The organism is Clostridium transplantifaecale (genome assembly GCF_900626075.1).
GTDB lineage: Bacteria > Bacillota > Clostridia > Lachnospirales > Lachnospiraceae > Otoolea > Otoolea transplantifaecalis.
On sequence record NZ_UYZY01000002.1, the window covers coordinates 1,219,700 to 1,235,087 of the forward strand.

The window sequence follows — 15,388 nt, forward strand, 5'->3', positions numbered from 1 at the left end:
ATGGGCGAGTGAAGACAGGCAAAATAGAAAAAGTGCAAAACGGCCACGGTAATTTCCCTCTGGGAATCACGGAGACGGAAAGAGGAGTCCACATCTGCACCGTGGCCTCCGGTGATAAATGCAGCCTGGTAATTTACAGAGACGGAAGGAAGACAGAGACGATACCTTTTTCAACCCAAGAGCGGGTGGGAAATGTATGGTCCATGGAACTTTGCGGGGAGGACTTTAAAGATCTTGAATACTGCCTGGAGACGGAGGAGGGGGAAATCCCCGACGTTTACGGCCGGGAATTCAGCGGACGGGAGAAGTGGGGGGATTTGACCTCGGTGAACCGCCCCTTAAGAAGCCGGTTTATCTCCGGTGATTTCGACTGGGAGGGCGACAGGCCCCTGAACCGTCCTTTTAATGAGACGGTTATCTACAGAATTCACCCCAGGGGTTTTACAAAGCATGCCTCTTCCCGTGTGGAGGACCGCGGGACATTTAAGGCAATTGCGGAGAAAATCCCATATATGAAGGGACTGGGTATTACGGCAGTCGAATTATTTCCTCCGTACGAGTTTTCAGAGGTGATGATGCCGGATCAGTCGGACGGAAATCCCTACCGCAGCACGGAGCCGACAGGAAAGCTGAATTACTGGGGATATGAAAAGGGATTCTATTTTGCCCCCAAGTCTTCCTATACGTCGGGAGCTGGGAAAGCGCCGGCGGCTGAGTTCAGCGGTCTTGTGAAGGAGCTTCATAAGAACGGACTGGAAGTGATCGTGGAGCTGTATTTTACCGGAAAAGAAAGCCCGTCCATGATTCTGGATGCGGTACGTTTCTGGGTTTCGCGCTACCATGTGGATGGGATCCATCTTTCCGGTTTAGCACCGGCGGGACTGCTTTTATGCGATCCCTATCTTTCGGAGACAAAGCTTCTGGCAACGTCCTGGGAGCTGGCGGAGAGTGCAGGGGAACGCCATCTGGGAGAATACAACGACGGCTTTCTGACGGACATGCGCCGTATACTGAAGGGAGATGAAGATCAGATGAATAACCTGATATTCAGAAACCGAAGGAATCCGTCCGGCTGCGGCGTTATAAATTATATGGCCAATACAAACGGCTTTACGATGATGGATATGGTGTCCTATGAGGTAAAGCATAATGAGGCCAATGGGGAAGATAACCGGGACGGAACCGATTATAACTTTACCTGGAACTGCGGTGCGGAAGGACCGAGCCGCAAAAAAAAGATTGTACAAATGCGCAGAAAACAGCTCAGAAATGCGTATCTGCTTCTGTTTTTAAGCCAGGGAACCCCCTTAATCCAGGCGGGAGATGAGTTCGGCTGCACAAAAGGCGGGAACAATAATTCCTATTGTCAGGATAATGAGGTCTCATGGCTCAACTGGAACCTTCTGGAAAGCAACCGCGATATCTATGAATTTGTCAAATATGTCATTGCGTTCAGAAAAGAGCATCCCGTATTCCACATGGAGACGGAGCCGAAGAACACGGACTACCTTGTCTGCGGCCATCCCGACGTGTCATACCACGGTGTGAAAACCTGGTGCCCGGAGTTTGAGAACTTCCGCCGCCAGTTAGGCATTATGTACTGCGGTGAATACGGACAAAAGACTGACGGAACGCCCGACGATTATTTTTACACGGCTTATAATATGCATTGGGAACCCCATGAGTTCTCCCTGCCCAAGCTGCCGCGGGGTATGAAGTGGCACCTGGCCTTTAATACGGATGACGGGGAGAAGAACGGTATTTACGGAAACGGGGAAGAACCGGTGCTGAAAAACCAGAAACAGTTTGTCGTGCCGCCGAGAAGCGTGGTTGTATTTATCGGTTTAAAGAGAGTTCAGAAGTAATATCATTAAGTTATAATTTCAGGAGTGACGATGAGAAAAAATCAAAAACGGTTACTGGAAAACAGAATATGGACTGCCGCACTGGCAGTAGCGCTGGCCGTTCCGATGCTGACCGGATTTACCTCAGCAAACGTGGGAACCGATGAGCCTGCGCCGGTACAGGTTGTGGAGGCGGAGGGGATTTTTGCCGCCGGCCGGTACAGTGCGGAGGCGTTTGGCTCGGCAGAGGGCACGGAGATGAGTGTGTTCTCATTAGGACCCGGCTACCAGTCGATGCCGTATTCCGACACCTACGGGGATTATCAGTGGGCATTACTTAACAGCGGCGTATTTAAGCTGGTGCCCAGCACGAAGATGCCTCTGGATAATGTTTTTCAGGGATGGCTGGGAAACCGCAACACCGGAGAAAACCGGCCGGGGCCCGCAAGGGAGAGCGATGGAACGACGCTGGCTCTGACGGGAATTGATATTAATATCATACCTGCCTGGAAGAAATACGACGCAAAAGGGGATAAACGCCAGGTGGTCGTTGCGGTGATTGACACGGGTATTGACTACAGCCATCAGGATCTGGCGGGTTCTGTCTGGATTAATGAGGATGAGATTCCGGGTGATGGAATCGATAATGACGGCAACGGATATATCGACGACGTTTACGGATGGAATTTTTATTCCGACAACAACCAGGTCTTTACAGGCCCGGATGACGATCACGGCACCCATTCCGCGGGTACTATTGCCGCGGCGAGAAACGGGGTGGGAACGATTGGCATCTGCGATCCGGCGTATGTGAAAGTGATGAGCATCAAGGCGCTTGGAACGCCTTCCGGAGTCGGTACGGCGGACAACGTCGCCAAGGCGATCCGCTATGCCCAGGATAATGGAGCGGTGATCTGCAATCTGAGCTTCGGCACGAACAAGTACAGTGAAGAACTATACCAGACGATGAAAAATTCCGGCATGCTCTTTGTTGTCGCGGCGGGAAACGGCGACAGTTCAGGAAACGGGTATAACATAGACAGTCTGCCGGTCTATCCGGCCAGCTTTGATCTCGATAATATCATTTCGGTGGCCAATTTACGGTTTGACGGCAAGATAGACCCGGCCTCCAACTTTGGCGTGAAGAGCGTAGATCTGGCGGCGCCGGGCAGTTACATACTAAGTACGGTTACCGGCAACAAATACAGTTATATGAGCGGCACCTCCATGGCGGCGCCGATGGTGACGGGAGCTGCGGCCATGCTGTATTCCTATGATCCCGGCCTGCCTCTGACGGAAATTAAGGGAAGAATATTGAACTCGGTGCACAGGCTGGAGAGCCTGTCCGGGAAAACGGCAACAGGAGGAATGCTGGATGTTTCGGCAGCCTTAAATTTTTCTGATAATTAATTATGAAATGGTGAAAGAACGAATCTATGAAGCGACTTACGGAGACGGAATTCAGAAATAAGATTACCTGGATGACTTTTATCCTGAGCTGCCTGGTTGTGATGATTCACAGCTATAATGCGGACTTGTTTATAGAAGCGGAAGAAACCGGACTGTTTGCAGAGGGTCTTAAACTGGCACAGAGTCTGGTTTCTCTTGCTGTGCCATCGATTGCCGTGCCGGGATTTTTTATCATATCGGCCTATCTGTTTTACAGAGGTATTTCGTGGCAGGAGATTCCGGGGAAAATGACACGCAGAGTCAGGAGCGTATTAATACCGTATATCGTATGGAATGCCCTCTATTATCTGCTCTTTCTGGTCGTGTCGAGGATACCGGTCCTGTCCGCAGTGGCGGGAAAAGGAACGGTGACCTTCTCCCTCGAAAACCTGGCGGACGCCATCATTAACTATACGTATAATCCGGTGCTGTGGTATATGCAGCAGTTAATTCTTTTGATAGCCCTGGCTCCGGCGGTCTATGCGGTAATGGTAAATGCGTGGACGGGGGCGGCTGCGATAGCGGTCATGCTGTATTTTCTGGGCCGGGCTACCGTCATTCCGGTGTTGAACCTGGATGCCCTTCTGTACTTTTCCTCGGGAGCCTATATGGCGCTCCACGGCGGAAGATTTGTTGAAAAAAGGGATGGCAGCGGGGCGGTATCGTGGATTTTGAAGGAAGGCGCGGCCGTAGCGGGCGTTCTGCTCTGCATCTGGATGTTTTGGACGACTCACCATTATGCAAATTTTCTGACTGCCGTGCTCTACGGCCTGCTGGCGCCCGTGACGATTTGGATTGCACTGCCGTCGGGCAGACTGCCGTCCCCTGCGCCCTGGATGAAAGAGAGTTTCTTCTTATATGCGTTTCATTTTCTTGTGGTCAGGACGCTCAACAAGGCGGCCTCATTTGTCCTGCCCCATACGGCGGCTATGGCGTTTCTCATGTATCTGGCCGTGCTCGTGGCCGCTGTGCTGCTCGCATGGGGAACTTCGGAATTTCTGAAAAGAAAAATGCCGCCACTCTGGAAACTGCTGAGCGGCGGGCGTTAATACGGATATTTAGCGGGGGGAGGATTCCCATCGGCCGGAAGCGCCGCAGGGGAGAATCAACCCGCTTTTTGTTACGGGGAGTCCAAGCTCATCGGAGCGGACAATCCCTTTATATTTTGGCGATAATTCCGTGGAGAGCATGTAGGTCAGCACGGAAGGGGCCAGTCCGGTTGTATAAGAATTTATAAGGTAGAAAAGCGGTTCCTCCGACAAAAGCTGTGCACACAGTTTGACAAAGGGGTGAATCGCTTCTTCGATCTTCCAGATCTCACCTTTGGGTCCCCTTCCGTAGGATGGAGGATCCATGATGATTCCGTCATAGCGGTTGCCTCGGCGGATTTCTCTCTCCACGAACTTCACACAGTCATCCACGATCCAGCGGATAGGAGCTTCCGCCAGCCCGGAAGAACGGGCATTTTCTTTGGCCCAGTTCACCATGCCTTTTGAGGCGTCCACATGGGTCACGCTGGCGCCTGCCTTAGCGGCGGCCAGGGTTGCCCCTCCGGTGTAGGCAAAGAGGTTCAAAACCTTCACAGGCCGTCCGGCCTCCCGAATCTTATTCCCAAACCAGTCCCAGTTCGCAGCCTGTTCCGGGAAAAGCCCGGTATGCTTGAAACTGAACGGCTTCAGGTTAAAAGTGAGTCCCTTATAACCAATCGTCCACTGTTCCGGCAGATCAAAGAATTCCCATTCCCCGCCGCCCTTGGCGCTTCTGTGATAATGGCCGTTCATCTTTTTCCATCCTTTATGTTCCTTCGGAGTGTCCCAGATTACCTGGGGATCGGGGCGGACAAGCAGATACTTCCCCCAACGCTCCAGCTTCTCTCCTTTGGAACAGTCTATTACTTCATAATCATTCCAGCCGTCGGCAATCCACATAGTTTTATTTATCCTTTCAATTGGCAGATACCATAGTATTCATGTTTCCTCAGATAATTATATCTGGTGGAGGTGGAGGTGTCAAACATAATTGGCAAAAGCAGAAGCCGCCGCCCTGCCATTGTCTGAGCGAATGCTCCGCATAACCGATACATAGTGGCCGCGTCCTCCTTTCTCAAATTGTAATCAAATTGAAAGATAATTCTGCTTGAACATTTTCTCCTCCCCTGATAGAATGTATTGTAGAGTACTGTATACAACGGGAGGAATTTATATGAGGAAGAGAGGAATCACCGTTTTTGCCCTCTCCATGATGCTTGCATTGGGAACAGCGTCTCTGACTGCATACGCGGAAGGCTGGCAGCAGTCGGGATCTGATTGGGTTTATTACGATTCTAATAATTATAAGGTTACAAATGAGTGGAAGAAGGGTGCCGACGGTCTTTGGCGTTACCTGAATTCCCAGGGAGTAATGGCAGTGAATTCCTGGGTTGATGATGAGTACTATGTGGACAGCAACGGTATCATGACAACGAATAAGTGGGTCAAGCTCCAGAAGAAGAATCCGGGCTGGGATGAGGAGAATACAATTGTCTGGTATTATTTTGCAAACAGCGGCAAGGTAGTGACGGACGGCTGGTCCAAGATAGATAATAAATATTATTATTTTGACAGTGACGGAGCGATGCAGACCGGCTGGGTGGATGATGATACTTATTACACCGGTTCCGACGGGGCGATGCGCACCGGATGGCAGTATCTGGAGGATCCGGACGACGACGATTCCTTTGATGACAAGACGGTGCCGTTTGGAGATGATGAGGACAAGCACTGGTATTATTTCCAGAGCTCCGGCAAGAAATATGTGCCGAACATCAGCGGCGGAGACTATAAGTTATATAAGATTGACGGTGTATACTACTGTTTCAGCGAGACGGGGGCAATGCAGACCGGCTGGGTGAACATGGGCGACAAGTCTGACGACAGCTTTGAAAACTACCGTTATTTCCAGGACAACGGAAAGGTGCAGACCGGCTGGTACTCCACAACGCCTCCTGAAGATTCCGACCTGAATATGGATCTGGGGAATGAGGTGGAATGGTACTATTTCTCCAGCAACGGCACACCGAAGGTGGGACCGTCCGCCGAGGAGGCATCCACAAGTGATCTGGTGAGAATTAACGGCATTACTTATCTCTTTAATGAGAAGGGCAACCCGGTCTACGGACTGAGACGTCTGAGCGTGGGCAGCACGGATGAATATGCATGCTACTACTTTGGCAACAAGGCCACAAGCTCTGTTGTGAAAGGGAAAGGAACCGTGGAGGAAGGCGACGGAACACGAAGCGAATTCTACTTCACTGAATCCGGTACCAAAGCAGGCCGCGGCTATACAGGCGTCAAGGAGAACTACCTGTTCTACATGGGCAAGCTTCAGAAGGCGGAGAGCGGAACCAAGTATGAGGCCATCAAGATTGATAACAAAGTTTACCTTGTAAGCACATCAGGGAAGATTGTTAAATCCACGACGGTTAAGGACTCCAGCGGTACAAAGTACAAGACGAACTCTTCCGGACAGATTATTCAGGTGGATGAGCAGAGCGACGACGGGAAGTCATTGGCGCGTGAGCCGATCGAACCTGATTACTGGGAAGACTAAAACAGAGTTTTACAGATAGACTGTAATATAGAGAAGGAAGGAATCGCAGAATGCCGGATTTTCGGGCGTACTGCGGTTCCTTCTTTTGTTAATAATATAAAAGAGTTTTTGGCATCTGGAAAGTAACGGTCAATCCATCTTTACCGACAAAAGATATTCTGTTGGGGACATCCCCGTATATTGTTTGAAGCGTTTTGAAAAATACTGCGGCGTATCAAATTTCAGACAGGCCGATATTTCCTGTATGGAGAGATTCTGTTCCCGGATTAGCTTCTTAGATTCCTCAACCTTTAAATAAGTATAGTAGTTGATCATACTTCTGCCGTACACTTTTCTGAATGCGGCAGACAAATGGGTTTTTCCATAATGAAGCCGTTCGCTGATCTGGGAAACGGTGATTTTTCCATAAATATTGTCCTCCAGCATTTGTTTGATCTGTGCCGCAATGTGATCATCAAACTTTGACTTTGAGGTGAAAAGCTGATGATTCGAGTCATTCTGCTGTTCATACCTCAGCAGCATGATGAGAAGTTTTTCCAGGTCCAGCCGTATCATCTGCTGGGAACCGATCATGGAATCCTCTTTCGGAATCAGTTTACGGATTTTAGGATCCGGCATAGGCAGAATAAAGGCGGATTTCCCCTCTCTTATAATTTCTGAAATCAGCTTTTTTAAATGTTCCGGTATCTTTATCACCTTGTCTTCAAAGTAACTCATGGGAGCGGAAGATGTTTCAAAAGAAATAAAAAATACATTAGCCGAGTGTTTTCCGTCCGAGCAGAGGTTGTGATACAGATTCGGACGAAGAAACAGCATCTCTCCCTGTTCCAGCATGAACTCCTTTTCGCCCTTGGTGATGCATACATGTCCTTTATCTGCGTACATGATTTCCCAGAAGTCGTGGCTTTCGCCGTGAAAACGATAGTTCTTTCCGAATTCAAAATAATGGATAGTGATGATTTTAGCAATATTGAGTATATTCGCAATCTCATGTTTGATATAAATTGTGTTTTGCATTTCTGTTCTCTTTTCATTTTTAATATGAACAAAAGTATAAGCTCGCCGTACAATTATCTCTTACGTTCTATTGCCATCTATTATAAGATAAGAGGGTACAAACCACAATTGGAAAGGAGGATATTTACAGTGCAGGAGGAATGCAGAACTGCTGTTTCAAAGGGAAAACAGGGGCAGGACGAAGTACGGAGGGAGAGAACGGAAATGGAGAAATCACTCGGGGGAGAGGATTTTATTTCGAATGCTCCGGAAATACTTGAAATTATCAAAAGGGCAAGACGGCTTACTAATATGTATAATCAGTCCGACTATGACGCACGGACGATCCGGCGCACGATATTGGAGGAACTGTTCGGGACCGTTGGACAGAATGTGGCCGTGGATACTCCATTTTATTGCGACTATGGAAAAAATATTTATATTGGTAATCATGTAATGATTAATATTAACTGTACATTTGTGGACTGCAACAGAATTGAAATCGGAGACAAGTCACTGATCGGGTCAAATGTCCAGATGTATACGGCGACTCATCCGGTACAGCCTGATGAAAGGCTGGTAGAAAACTGGACGCCCGGTTCCGGCCGGCCGTTTTTCCATATTACCTCGCAACCGATCATAATCGGGCGGAATGTCTGGATTGGCGGGGGTGCCGTTATTCTGCCCGGCGTGACAATCGGTGATAACTCGGTAATCGGGGCGGGAAGTGTTGTTAACAGAAGTATCCCTGCAAACAGCCTTGCCGTTGGCAATCCATGCAAGGTAATTAAAACATTTGACGGCAGGCACGTCATTTGAAACGTTTCGCTATATATAATAGGAAGAAACACAAATAAAGACAGCGGAAAATATAAAAAATTCCATTACTTTAAAAAAGAATGAGCATAAATGATAAAATAAGCAAAAACAGGGAAATATAAAATCAGGGGATATGGAGGCGGCATACGAAAATTACCGTCTCCAGATTCCGAATTAAAAGCCGTTTTTACAGAAATTTTTCTTGTACAATTTCACTGAAAAAAGTCCCGGAATTTCGTGAAATTCGGAGAAAAAAAGTGTAAAAAATCCTTGCAATCCCTGTAAATGTATGATATGATATCAAAGCTGTGGCATGATAGCTGTGAAACGAGAGGTTGCTGTCTGAGATAGGGCAGGTTTTCCGTGGAGCGAATGTCAAGTTAGGAAACTGGCGACAAGTCACTGTACAACTACAGAATTATCCGGAAGTAGATGAAGGATTCCGTGTGAGGTTCATGAGGACACACCCGGGCATGTGTACAGTCACCGCTTGTCGTGCTTAAATAGTACGAAAAGGAGGCGACTTTTTTTATGGCAAGTCAAGTAATGAGAATCACATTAAAAGCTTATGAGCATCAGCTGGTAGACAGCTCCGCTGCAAAAATCATCGAGACTGTAAAGAAAAACGGATCAAAGGTGAGCGGACCGGTGCCGTTACCAACAAAGAAAGAAGTAGTAACAATTTTGAGAGCTGTTCATAAGTACAAAGATTCCAGAGAGCAGTTTGAGCAGAGAACTCACAAGAGACTCATCGACATCATTGCTCCAAACCAGAAGACAGTTGATGCACTGCAGAGACTCGAAATGCCGGCTGGTGTTTACATCGACGTAAAGATGAAAACAAAATAAGCTGCGAATATTCAGCAGCTAAGCATTTAATGCATATCCTAACAGATTTAGATAGATTTCTGGACTGTTCTAGGATGAACGCGAATCCCGCGTTCCGCTGTAGAAAAAGACAGGAGGTCAAAAAATGAAGAAAGCGATTTTAGCTACGAAAGTCGGAATGACTCAAATCTTCAACGAAGACGGAGTTTTAACTCCAGTAACTGTTCTTCAGGCCGGACCATGTGTTGTTACACAGGTTAAGACGGAAGAGAACGACGGTTACAAAGCAGTACAGGTTGGTTTCGTTGACAAGAGAGAAAAACTTGTCACAAAGCCGGTTAAGGGACACTTTGACAAGGCAGGCGTTGCTTACAAGAGATATGTAAGAGAATTCCGTTTTGAGAATGCTGAAGAGTATTCCGTAAAAGACGAAATCAAGGCAGACGTTTTCGCAGCAGGCGATAAGATTGACGTAACTGCTATTTCCAAAGGTAAAGGTTTCCAGGGCGCCATCAAGAGACATGGCCAGAGCAGAGGACCTATGGCTCACGGCTCCAAATTCCATCGTCATCAGGGTTCCAACGGTTCTGCAACCACACCAGGCCGCGTATTCAAGGGCAAAGGAATGCCAGGACATATGGGTAGCGTAAAAGTTACTATCCAGAATCTGGAAGTTGTCAAAGTAGATACAGACAACAACTTAATCCTTGTTAAAGGCGCAGTGCCAGGACCTAAAAAATCCTTAGTAACAGTGAAAGAAACGGTAAAAGCTGGTAAGTAAGCTTTAAAGGAAAGGAGGAACATACAGATGGCAAACGTATCTGTTTACAATATTGAAGGCAACGAAGTTGGCACATTAGAGTTAAACGATGCTGTATTCGGTGTAGAAGTGAATGAGCATTTAGTACACCTTGCAGTTGTAGCTCAGTTAGCTAACAAACGTCAGGGAACACAGAAAGCTAAAACACGTTCCGAAGTTTCCGGAGGCGGTAAGAAACCGTGGAGACAGAAAGGAACCGGTCATGCAAGACAGGGTTCAACTAGAGCTCCTCAGTGGACAGGCGGCGGTGTAGTATTTGCACCAACACCACGTGATTACACAATCCGGTTAAACAAGAAAGAGAAGAGAGCTGCTCTTAAGTCTGCATTATCAAGCAGAGTGAACGAGAATAAATTCATCGTTGTAGATGCAATGAACTTCGACGAGATCAAAACAAAGAAATTCCAGAGCGTTATGAACAACCTCAAAGTGAACAAAGCACTTGTTGTTTTAGATGACGAATGCGGCAACACAGTATTATCTGCAAGAAACATTCCTACAGTTAAGACTGCATCCGTAAACACAATCAACGTATACGATATCTTAAAATATAACACAGTAGTGGCAACTAAGGCTGCTGTAGCTTCTATCGAGGAGGTGTATGCATAATGGCAAACGTACAGTACTATGACGTAATCCTCAAACCAGTGGTAACTGAGAAAAGCATGAACGCTATGAGCGATAAGAAATATACTTTCTTAGTTCATACAGAAGCAAACAAATCCATGATCAAAGAGGCTGTTGAAAAAATGTTCCCAGGAACAAAAGTAAAGAGCGTTAATACCATGAATCTCGACGGTAAGACAAAGAGAAGAGGTATGACCTTCGGTAAAACAGCTAAGACAAAGAAAGCAATCGTTCAGCTCACAGAAGACAGCAAAGAGATTGAAATCTTCAGCGGTCTGTAGGACGAGAACAGCTTAGTTGAAGGAACCACCGGAGACGGCTTTGATTGAGCAGCAATGAAAAGTTCGCGAAGCGCGCTTTCCGTTGTTTGGCAACTATACGGCGAACACTATGCCGTGATAAAGAATGAAGTCTGCGAAGGACAGACGGAGGAATCCGTAAGTCCGCAGGGCGGCTTCTAAAAACGTAAAGAAACGCCAGGAGGCGTTGAACGAAAGGAGTTAGAGTCATGGGAATTAAAACATACAGCCCATATACACCTTCCAGAAGACAGATGACAGGCTCTGATTTCTCTGAGATTACTAAGACAACACCGGAGAAATCATTAGTTGTAGCGTTAGGTAAGAAGAACGCAGGTCGTAATAATCAGGGTAAGATTACAGTTAGACATCGCGGAGGCGGTGCTAAGAGAAAATACAGAATCATCGATTTCAAGAGAAATTCCAAAGATGGAATTCAGGCAACTGTACTGGGAATCGAATATGATCCAAACAGAACAGCAAACATCGCTTTAATCTGCTACGCAGACGGCGAGAAAGCATATATCCTTGCTCCGGCCGGTTTACAGGTAGGAACAAAAATTATGAGCGGCCCACAGGCAGAAGCAAAAGTTGGTAACTGTTTACCACTCAGCCAGATTCCGGTCGGTGCTCAGATTCACAACATTGAACTTTATCCGGGTAAAGGCGGACAGTTAGTTCGTTCCGCAGGAAACTCCGCACAGTTAATGGCTAAAGAAGGAAAATACGCAACCCTTAGATTACCATCCGGTGAAATGAGAATGGTTCCGATCATCTGCCGTGCAACAATCGGCGTTGTAGGAAACGGAGACCACAACCTGATTAATATCGGTAAAGCTGGTAGAACACGTCATATGGGATTCAGACCTACAGTCCGCGGTTCCGTTATGAACCCGAATGACCATCCACACGGTGGTGGTGAAGGTAAGACCGGTATCGGCCGTCCAGGTCCATGTACACCATGGGGCAAACCAGCGCTTGGTCTTAAGACAAGAAAGAAAAACAAACATTCCAACAAGTTAATCGTAAGAAGAAGAAACGGTAAACAGTAAGTTATCAAGGAGGTAATTCAATGGGTCGTTCACTTAAAAAAGGACCATTTGCAGACGCTCATCTTTTAAAGAAAGTGGATGATATGAACGCAGCAGGCCAGAAGCAGGTTATCAAAACCTGGTCCCGCCGTTCAACAATCTTCCCACAGATGGTAGGTCATACAATCGCAGTTCATGATGGCAGAAAACACGTTCCGGTATATGTTACAGAGGATATGGTTGGACATAAACTCGGAGAGTTCGTTGCTACAAGAACTTACAGAGGCCACGGAAAAGACGAAAAGAAAGCAGGCCGTAAGTAATTTACGCTTTTGAAAGGAGGTTTCACCAATGGCTAAAGGACATAGATCCCAAATTAAGAGAGAAAGAAATGCACAGAAGGATACAAGACCATCAGCTAAGCTGTCTTATGCCAGAGTATCTGTTCAGAAAGCATGTTTCGTATTAGATGCCATTAGAGGCAAAGATGTGCAGACCGCACTCGGTATTGTAACTTACAATCCCAGATATGCTTCTACTTTAATAAAAAAATTACTCGAATCAGCAGTTGCCAATGCTGAGAATAACAACCAGATGAACCCGGAAAACCTTTACGTAGCAGAGTGCTTCGCAAACAAGGGACCGACAATGAAGAGAGTTAAACCGAGAGCACAGGGCAGGGCTTACAGAATCGAAAAGAGAATGAGCCACATCACGATCGTGCTTGATGAGAGATAAAAGGAGGCAAATATGGGACAGAAAGTTAATCCACACGGCTTAAGAGTCGGTGTAATTAAAGACTGGGACTCAAAATGGTATGCTGAAGCTGATTTTGCTGATAACCTTGTTGAAGATCACAAGATCAGAACATATCTGAAAAAGAAATTATACAGCGCTGGCATTTCCAAAATCGAAATCGAGCGTGCATCTGATAAAGTTAAAGTCATCATCTACACAGCTAAACCTGGCGTTGTAATCGGCAAGGGCGGCTCTGAGATTGAGAAGACAAAAGTACAGATTCAGAAGTTAACAAACAAGAGAGTCTTTGTTGACATCAAAGAAGTTAAGAGAGCTGACAGAGATGCTCAGTTAGTAGCTGAGAACATTGCTCAGCAGTTAGAGAACCGTGTTTCCTTCCGTCGTGCCATGAAGTCTGCAATGGGCAGATCCATGAAGGCAGGAGCTAAGGGCATCAAAGCATCTGTTTCCGGACGTCTCGGCGGTGCAGATATGGCCCGTACAGAGTTCTACAGCGAGGGTACAATCCCGCTTCAGACATTAAGAGCAGATATTGACTATGGTTTCGCTGAGGCAGAAACAACCTACGGCAAGACAGGCGTTAAGGTTTGGATCTACAAAGGCGAAGTTCTTCCTGCTAAAGGAAATAAGGAAGGGAGAGATAAATAATGTTAATGCCTAAAAGAGTAAAGCGTCGTAAACAGTTCCGTGGTTCTATGGCCGGCAAAGCTACAAGAGGCAATGTTATTTGCTACGGAGAGTATGGTCTGGTTTCCACAGAGCCGTGCTGGATCAGATCCAATCAGATAGAGGCAGCCCGTGTTGCCATGACCCGTTACATCAAACGTGGCGGTAAAGTATGGATTAAAATTTTCCCGGATAAGCCAGTTACAGCAAAACCTGCAGAGACTCGTATGGGTTCTGGTAAGGGCGCACTTGAATACTGGGTAGCAGTTGTTAAACCAGGCCGCGTATTATTTGAAATCGCGGGTGTACCAGAGGAGACAGCCAGAGAAGCACTTCGTCTTGCAATGCATAAACTTCCTTGCAAGTGCAAAATTGCTTCTAAAGCAGATTTAGAAGGCGGTGATAACAGTGAAAATTAATAAGTACGTAGAAGACTTAAAAGCCAAATCGGCTGCAGAATTAAGTGAAGAATTAGTAGCTGCTAAAAAGGAACTGTTCAACTTGAGATTCCAGAACGCAACAAATCAGTTAGATAACACGAGCAGAATCAAAGAAGTTCGCAAGAACATCGCCAGAATCCAGACTGTTATTACAGAGAAGGCAAACGCTTAATCGTTACTTCTGGCAGATTACGGCAAATTTAACTGGATAATATAGATTCCTAGAATGGGAAAGGAGATATCTACCGTGGAAAGAAATCTTAGAAAAACACGTACTGGTAAAGTAGTAAGCAACAAGATGGATAAGACTATTGTAGTTGCTATCGAAAACCATGTAAAACATCCTTTAATCGGTAAGATCGTTAAAAAGACATACAAATTAAAAGCACACGATGAGAACAATGAGTGCGGAATCGGTGATACTGTAAAAGTAATGGAAACAAGACCTATCTCCAAGGATAAAAGATGGAGACTTGTTGAGATTATCGAGAAAGCAAGATAATTTTAATATCAGAAAGGAGTATTGGGCATGATTCAGCAGGAAACCAGATTAAGGGTTGCCGACAATACCGGTGCTAAAGAATTACTCTGTATCCGTGTTATGGGCGGATCTACAAGAAGATATGCTAATATTGGTGATGTTATCGTTGCCAGCGTTAAAGATGCAACACCAGGCGGTGTTGTAAAAAAAGGTGACGTTGTGAAAGCCGTTGTCGTACGTACTGTAAAGGGCGCACGCCGTAAAGACGGTTCTTATATCAAATTCGATGAGAACGCAGCAGTTATTATCAAAGATGACAAGAACCCGAGAGGAACACGTATCTTTGGGCCAGTAGCCAGAGAGTTAAGAGAGAAACAGTTTATGAAAATCGTTTCCCTGGCTCCAGAAGTACTGTAGGAGGTGTCGACTGTGCATAAAATTAAAAAAGACGACCTGGTAAAAATTATTGCAGGTAAAGACAAAGATAAAACGGGAAAAGTTCTCTCCGTTAACTTAAAGAAGAACACCGTTCTGGTTGAAGGATGCAACATGGTTACAAAGCATTCCAAACCATCCGCAGCTAACCAGCAGGGCGGTATCATCCATCAGGAAGGTCCTATCGACTATTCCAACGTAATGCTCGTAGTTGATGGAAAAGCAACAAGAGTAGGTTTCGAAGTAAAAGATGGCAAAAAAGTCCGTGTTGCAAAAGCAACTGGAAAAGTGATTGACTAATACAGA

General features: G+C 46.3%; 21 protein-coding genes. 18 read left to right on the plus strand and 3 right to left on the minus strand.

The genetic code is table 11. The features are described from left to right. Positions 1–8 precede the first annotated feature (8 nt). From EJL91_RS11040 to EJL91_RS11050, 3 genes are read left to right on the plus strand one after another with little or no spacing between them, the layout of a single operon-like run. Positions 9–1,865: an alpha-amylase gene (locus EJL91_RS11040; RefSeq protein WP_243125306.1), complete on the plus strand. Its 1,857-nt coding sequence runs from the start codon at positions 9–11 to the stop codon at positions 1,863–1,865. A 30-nt stretch (positions 1,866–1,895) separates the two neighbouring features. Continuing rightward, positions 1,896–3,254, plus strand: a complete 1,359-nt coding sequence (locus tag EJL91_RS11045) for a S8 family peptidase (protein ID WP_243125307.1) — start codon at positions 1,896–1,898, stop codon at positions 3,252–3,254. 26 nt (positions 3,255–3,280) lie between these two features. Further along, entirely contained in the window at positions 3,281–4,342 is a 1,062-nt protein-coding gene (locus EJL91_RS11050; RefSeq protein WP_125141984.1) for an acyltransferase family protein, read from the plus strand. Between the two features lie 9 nt (positions 4,343–4,351). Here the strand turns inward: EJL91_RS11050 and EJL91_RS11055 are convergent, their stop codons facing one another. Together EJL91_RS11055 and EJL91_RS24570 are read right to left on the minus strand one after the other, a co-directional pair. Next, positions 4,352–5,221: a class I SAM-dependent methyltransferase gene (locus tag EJL91_RS11055; protein WP_125141985.1), complete on the minus strand. Its 870-nt coding sequence runs from the start codon at positions 5,219–5,221 to the stop codon at positions 4,352–4,354. A gap of 8 nt (positions 5,222–5,229) precedes the next feature. Then, positions 5,230–5,376, minus strand: a complete 147-nt coding sequence (locus tag EJL91_RS24570) for a hypothetical protein (RefSeq protein WP_164516814.1) — start codon at positions 5,374–5,376, stop codon at positions 5,230–5,232. A 119-nt stretch (positions 5,377–5,495) separates the two neighbouring features. Between EJL91_RS24570 and EJL91_RS11060 the strand changes: the two genes are divergently transcribed. After that, entirely contained in the window at positions 5,496–6,881 is a 1,386-nt protein-coding gene (locus EJL91_RS11060) for a cell wall-binding protein (RefSeq protein ID WP_125141986.1), read from the plus strand. Between the two features lie 129 nt (positions 6,882–7,010). Here the strand turns inward: EJL91_RS11060 and EJL91_RS11065 are convergent, their stop codons facing one another. Beyond that, positions 7,011–7,898 (minus strand): AraC family transcriptional regulator, encoded by an 888-nt coding sequence (locus tag EJL91_RS11065; RefSeq protein ID WP_125141987.1) that lies wholly within the window; start codon positions 7,896–7,898, stop codon positions 7,011–7,013. A gap of 129 nt (positions 7,899–8,027) precedes the next feature. Between EJL91_RS11065 and EJL91_RS11070 the strand changes: the two genes are divergently transcribed. The 14 genes from EJL91_RS11070 (at position 8,028) to rplX (ending at position 15,382) form a co-directional block, all read left to right on the plus strand. Continuing rightward, positions 8,028–8,696, plus strand: coding sequence for a sugar O-acetyltransferase (locus tag EJL91_RS11070; protein WP_243125308.1), 669 nt, complete (start codon positions 8,028–8,030; stop codon positions 8,694–8,696). A gap of 531 nt (positions 8,697–9,227) precedes the next feature. Then, positions 9,228–9,545 (plus strand): 30S ribosomal protein S10, encoded by a 318-nt coding sequence (rpsJ, locus tag EJL91_RS11075; protein WP_125141988.1) that lies wholly within the window; start codon positions 9,228–9,230, stop codon positions 9,543–9,545. A 124-nt stretch (positions 9,546–9,669) separates the two neighbouring features. Beyond that, a complete protein-coding gene (gene rplC / locus EJL91_RS11080) occupies positions 9,670–10,305 on the plus strand; it encodes a 50S ribosomal protein L3 (protein WP_125141989.1) in 636 nt (211 codons plus the stop codon). 27 nt (positions 10,306–10,332) lie between these two features. Further along, on the plus strand, positions 10,333–10,953 hold the full coding sequence (gene rplD / locus EJL91_RS11085; protein ID WP_125141990.1) for a 50S ribosomal protein L4: 621 nt from the start codon (positions 10,333–10,335) through the stop codon (positions 10,951–10,953). Continuing rightward, the gene (gene rplW, locus EJL91_RS11090; RefSeq protein ID WP_125141991.1) at positions 10,953–11,252 is read left to right on the plus strand and encodes a 50S ribosomal protein L23; all 300 of its coding nucleotides are present in this window, start codon (positions 10,953–10,955) and stop codon (positions 11,250–11,252) included. Before rplD ends, rplW begins: the two co-directional genes overlap by 1 nt. 227 nt (positions 11,253–11,479) lie before the next feature. Continuing rightward, the gene (gene rplB, locus EJL91_RS11095; protein WP_125141992.1) at positions 11,480–12,322 is read left to right on the plus strand and encodes a 50S ribosomal protein L2; all 843 of its coding nucleotides are present in this window, start codon (positions 11,480–11,482) and stop codon (positions 12,320–12,322) included. Between the two features lie 20 nt (positions 12,323–12,342). Beyond that, entirely contained in the window at positions 12,343–12,624 is a 282-nt protein-coding gene (rpsS, locus tag EJL91_RS11100) for a 30S ribosomal protein S19 (protein WP_003497851.1), read from the plus strand. 28 nt (positions 12,625–12,652) lie between these two features. Then, positions 12,653–13,039, plus strand: coding sequence for a 50S ribosomal protein L22 (gene rplV / locus EJL91_RS11105; protein WP_125141993.1), 387 nt, complete (start codon positions 12,653–12,655; stop codon positions 13,037–13,039). Positions 13,040–13,051: 12 nt separating this feature from the next. Beyond that, on the plus strand, positions 13,052–13,708 hold the full coding sequence (gene rpsC / locus EJL91_RS11110) for a 30S ribosomal protein S3 (protein WP_125141994.1): 657 nt from the start codon (positions 13,052–13,054) through the stop codon (positions 13,706–13,708). After that, positions 13,708–14,145: a 50S ribosomal protein L16 gene (rplP, locus tag EJL91_RS11115; protein ID WP_125141995.1), complete on the plus strand. Its 438-nt coding sequence runs from the start codon at positions 13,708–13,710 to the stop codon at positions 14,143–14,145. Before rpsC ends, rplP begins: the two co-directional genes overlap by 1 nt. Further along, positions 14,135–14,338 (plus strand): 50S ribosomal protein L29, encoded by a 204-nt coding sequence (gene rpmC, locus EJL91_RS11120; RefSeq protein ID WP_125141996.1) that lies wholly within the window; start codon positions 14,135–14,137, stop codon positions 14,336–14,338. Before rplP ends, rpmC begins: the two co-directional genes overlap by 11 nt. Positions 14,339–14,392: 54 nt before the next feature. Further along, on the plus strand, positions 14,393–14,668 hold the full coding sequence (gene rpsQ / locus EJL91_RS11125; protein WP_206429482.1) for a 30S ribosomal protein S17: 276 nt from the start codon (positions 14,393–14,395) through the stop codon (positions 14,666–14,668). 27 nt (positions 14,669–14,695) lie between these two features. Continuing rightward, complete coding sequence (rplN, locus tag EJL91_RS11130) at positions 14,696–15,064, plus strand: 50S ribosomal protein L14 (RefSeq protein ID WP_125141998.1); 369 nt, start codon at positions 14,696–14,698, stop codon at positions 15,062–15,064. A gap of 12 nt (positions 15,065–15,076) precedes the next feature. After that, positions 15,077–15,382: a 50S ribosomal protein L24 gene (gene rplX / locus EJL91_RS11135; RefSeq protein WP_125141999.1), complete on the plus strand. Its 306-nt coding sequence runs from the start codon at positions 15,077–15,079 to the stop codon at positions 15,380–15,382. The last annotated feature ends 6 nt before the right edge of the window (positions 15,383–15,388 follow it).

Coding starts and splice junctions, on each gene's coding strand:
- EJL91_RS11045 (WP_243125307.1), top strand. CDS start 1,896: ATGAGAAAAAATCAAAAACGGTTACTGGAAAACAGAATATGGACTGCC.
- EJL91_RS11050 (WP_125141984.1), top strand. CDS start 3,281: ATGAAGCGACTTACGGAGACGGAATTCAGAAATAAGATTACCTGGATG.
- EJL91_RS11055 (WP_125141985.1), bottom strand. CDS start 5,221: ATGTGGATTGCCGACGGCTGGAATGATTATGAAGTAATAGACTGTTCC.
- EJL91_RS24570 (WP_164516814.1), bottom strand. CDS start 5,376: ATGTATCGGTTATGCGGAGCATTCGCTCAGACAATGGCAGGGCGGCGG.
- EJL91_RS11060 (WP_125141986.1), top strand. CDS start 5,496: ATGAGGAAGAGAGGAATCACCGTTTTTGCCCTCTCCATGATGCTTGCA.
- EJL91_RS11065 (WP_125141987.1), bottom strand. CDS start 7,898: ATGCAAAACACAATTTATATCAAACATGAGATTGCGAATATACTCAAT.
- rpsJ (WP_125141988.1), top strand. CDS start 9,228: ATGGCAAGTCAAGTAATGAGAATCACATTAAAAGCTTATGAGCATCAG.
- rplC (WP_125141989.1), top strand. CDS start 9,670: ATGAAGAAAGCGATTTTAGCTACGAAAGTCGGAATGACTCAAATCTTC.
- rplD (WP_125141990.1), top strand. CDS start 10,333: ATGGCAAACGTATCTGTTTACAATATTGAAGGCAACGAAGTTGGCACA.
- rplW (WP_125141991.1), top strand. CDS start 10,953: ATGGCAAACGTACAGTACTATGACGTAATCCTCAAACCAGTGGTAACT.
- rplB (WP_125141992.1), top strand. CDS start 11,480: ATGGGAATTAAAACATACAGCCCATATACACCTTCCAGAAGACAGATG.
- rpsS (WP_003497851.1), top strand. CDS start 12,343: ATGGGTCGTTCACTTAAAAAAGGACCATTTGCAGACGCTCATCTTTTA.
- rplV (WP_125141993.1), top strand. CDS start 12,653: ATGGCTAAAGGACATAGATCCCAAATTAAGAGAGAAAGAAATGCACAG.
- rpsC (WP_125141994.1), top strand. CDS start 13,052: ATGGGACAGAAAGTTAATCCACACGGCTTAAGAGTCGGTGTAATTAAA.
- rplP (WP_125141995.1), top strand. CDS start 13,708: ATGTTAATGCCTAAAAGAGTAAAGCGTCGTAAACAGTTCCGTGGTTCT.
- rpsQ (WP_206429482.1), top strand. CDS start 14,393: ATGGGAAAGGAGATATCTACCGTGGAAAGAAATCTTAGAAAAACACGT.
- rplN (WP_125141998.1), top strand. CDS start 14,696: ATGATTCAGCAGGAAACCAGATTAAGGGTTGCCGACAATACCGGTGCT.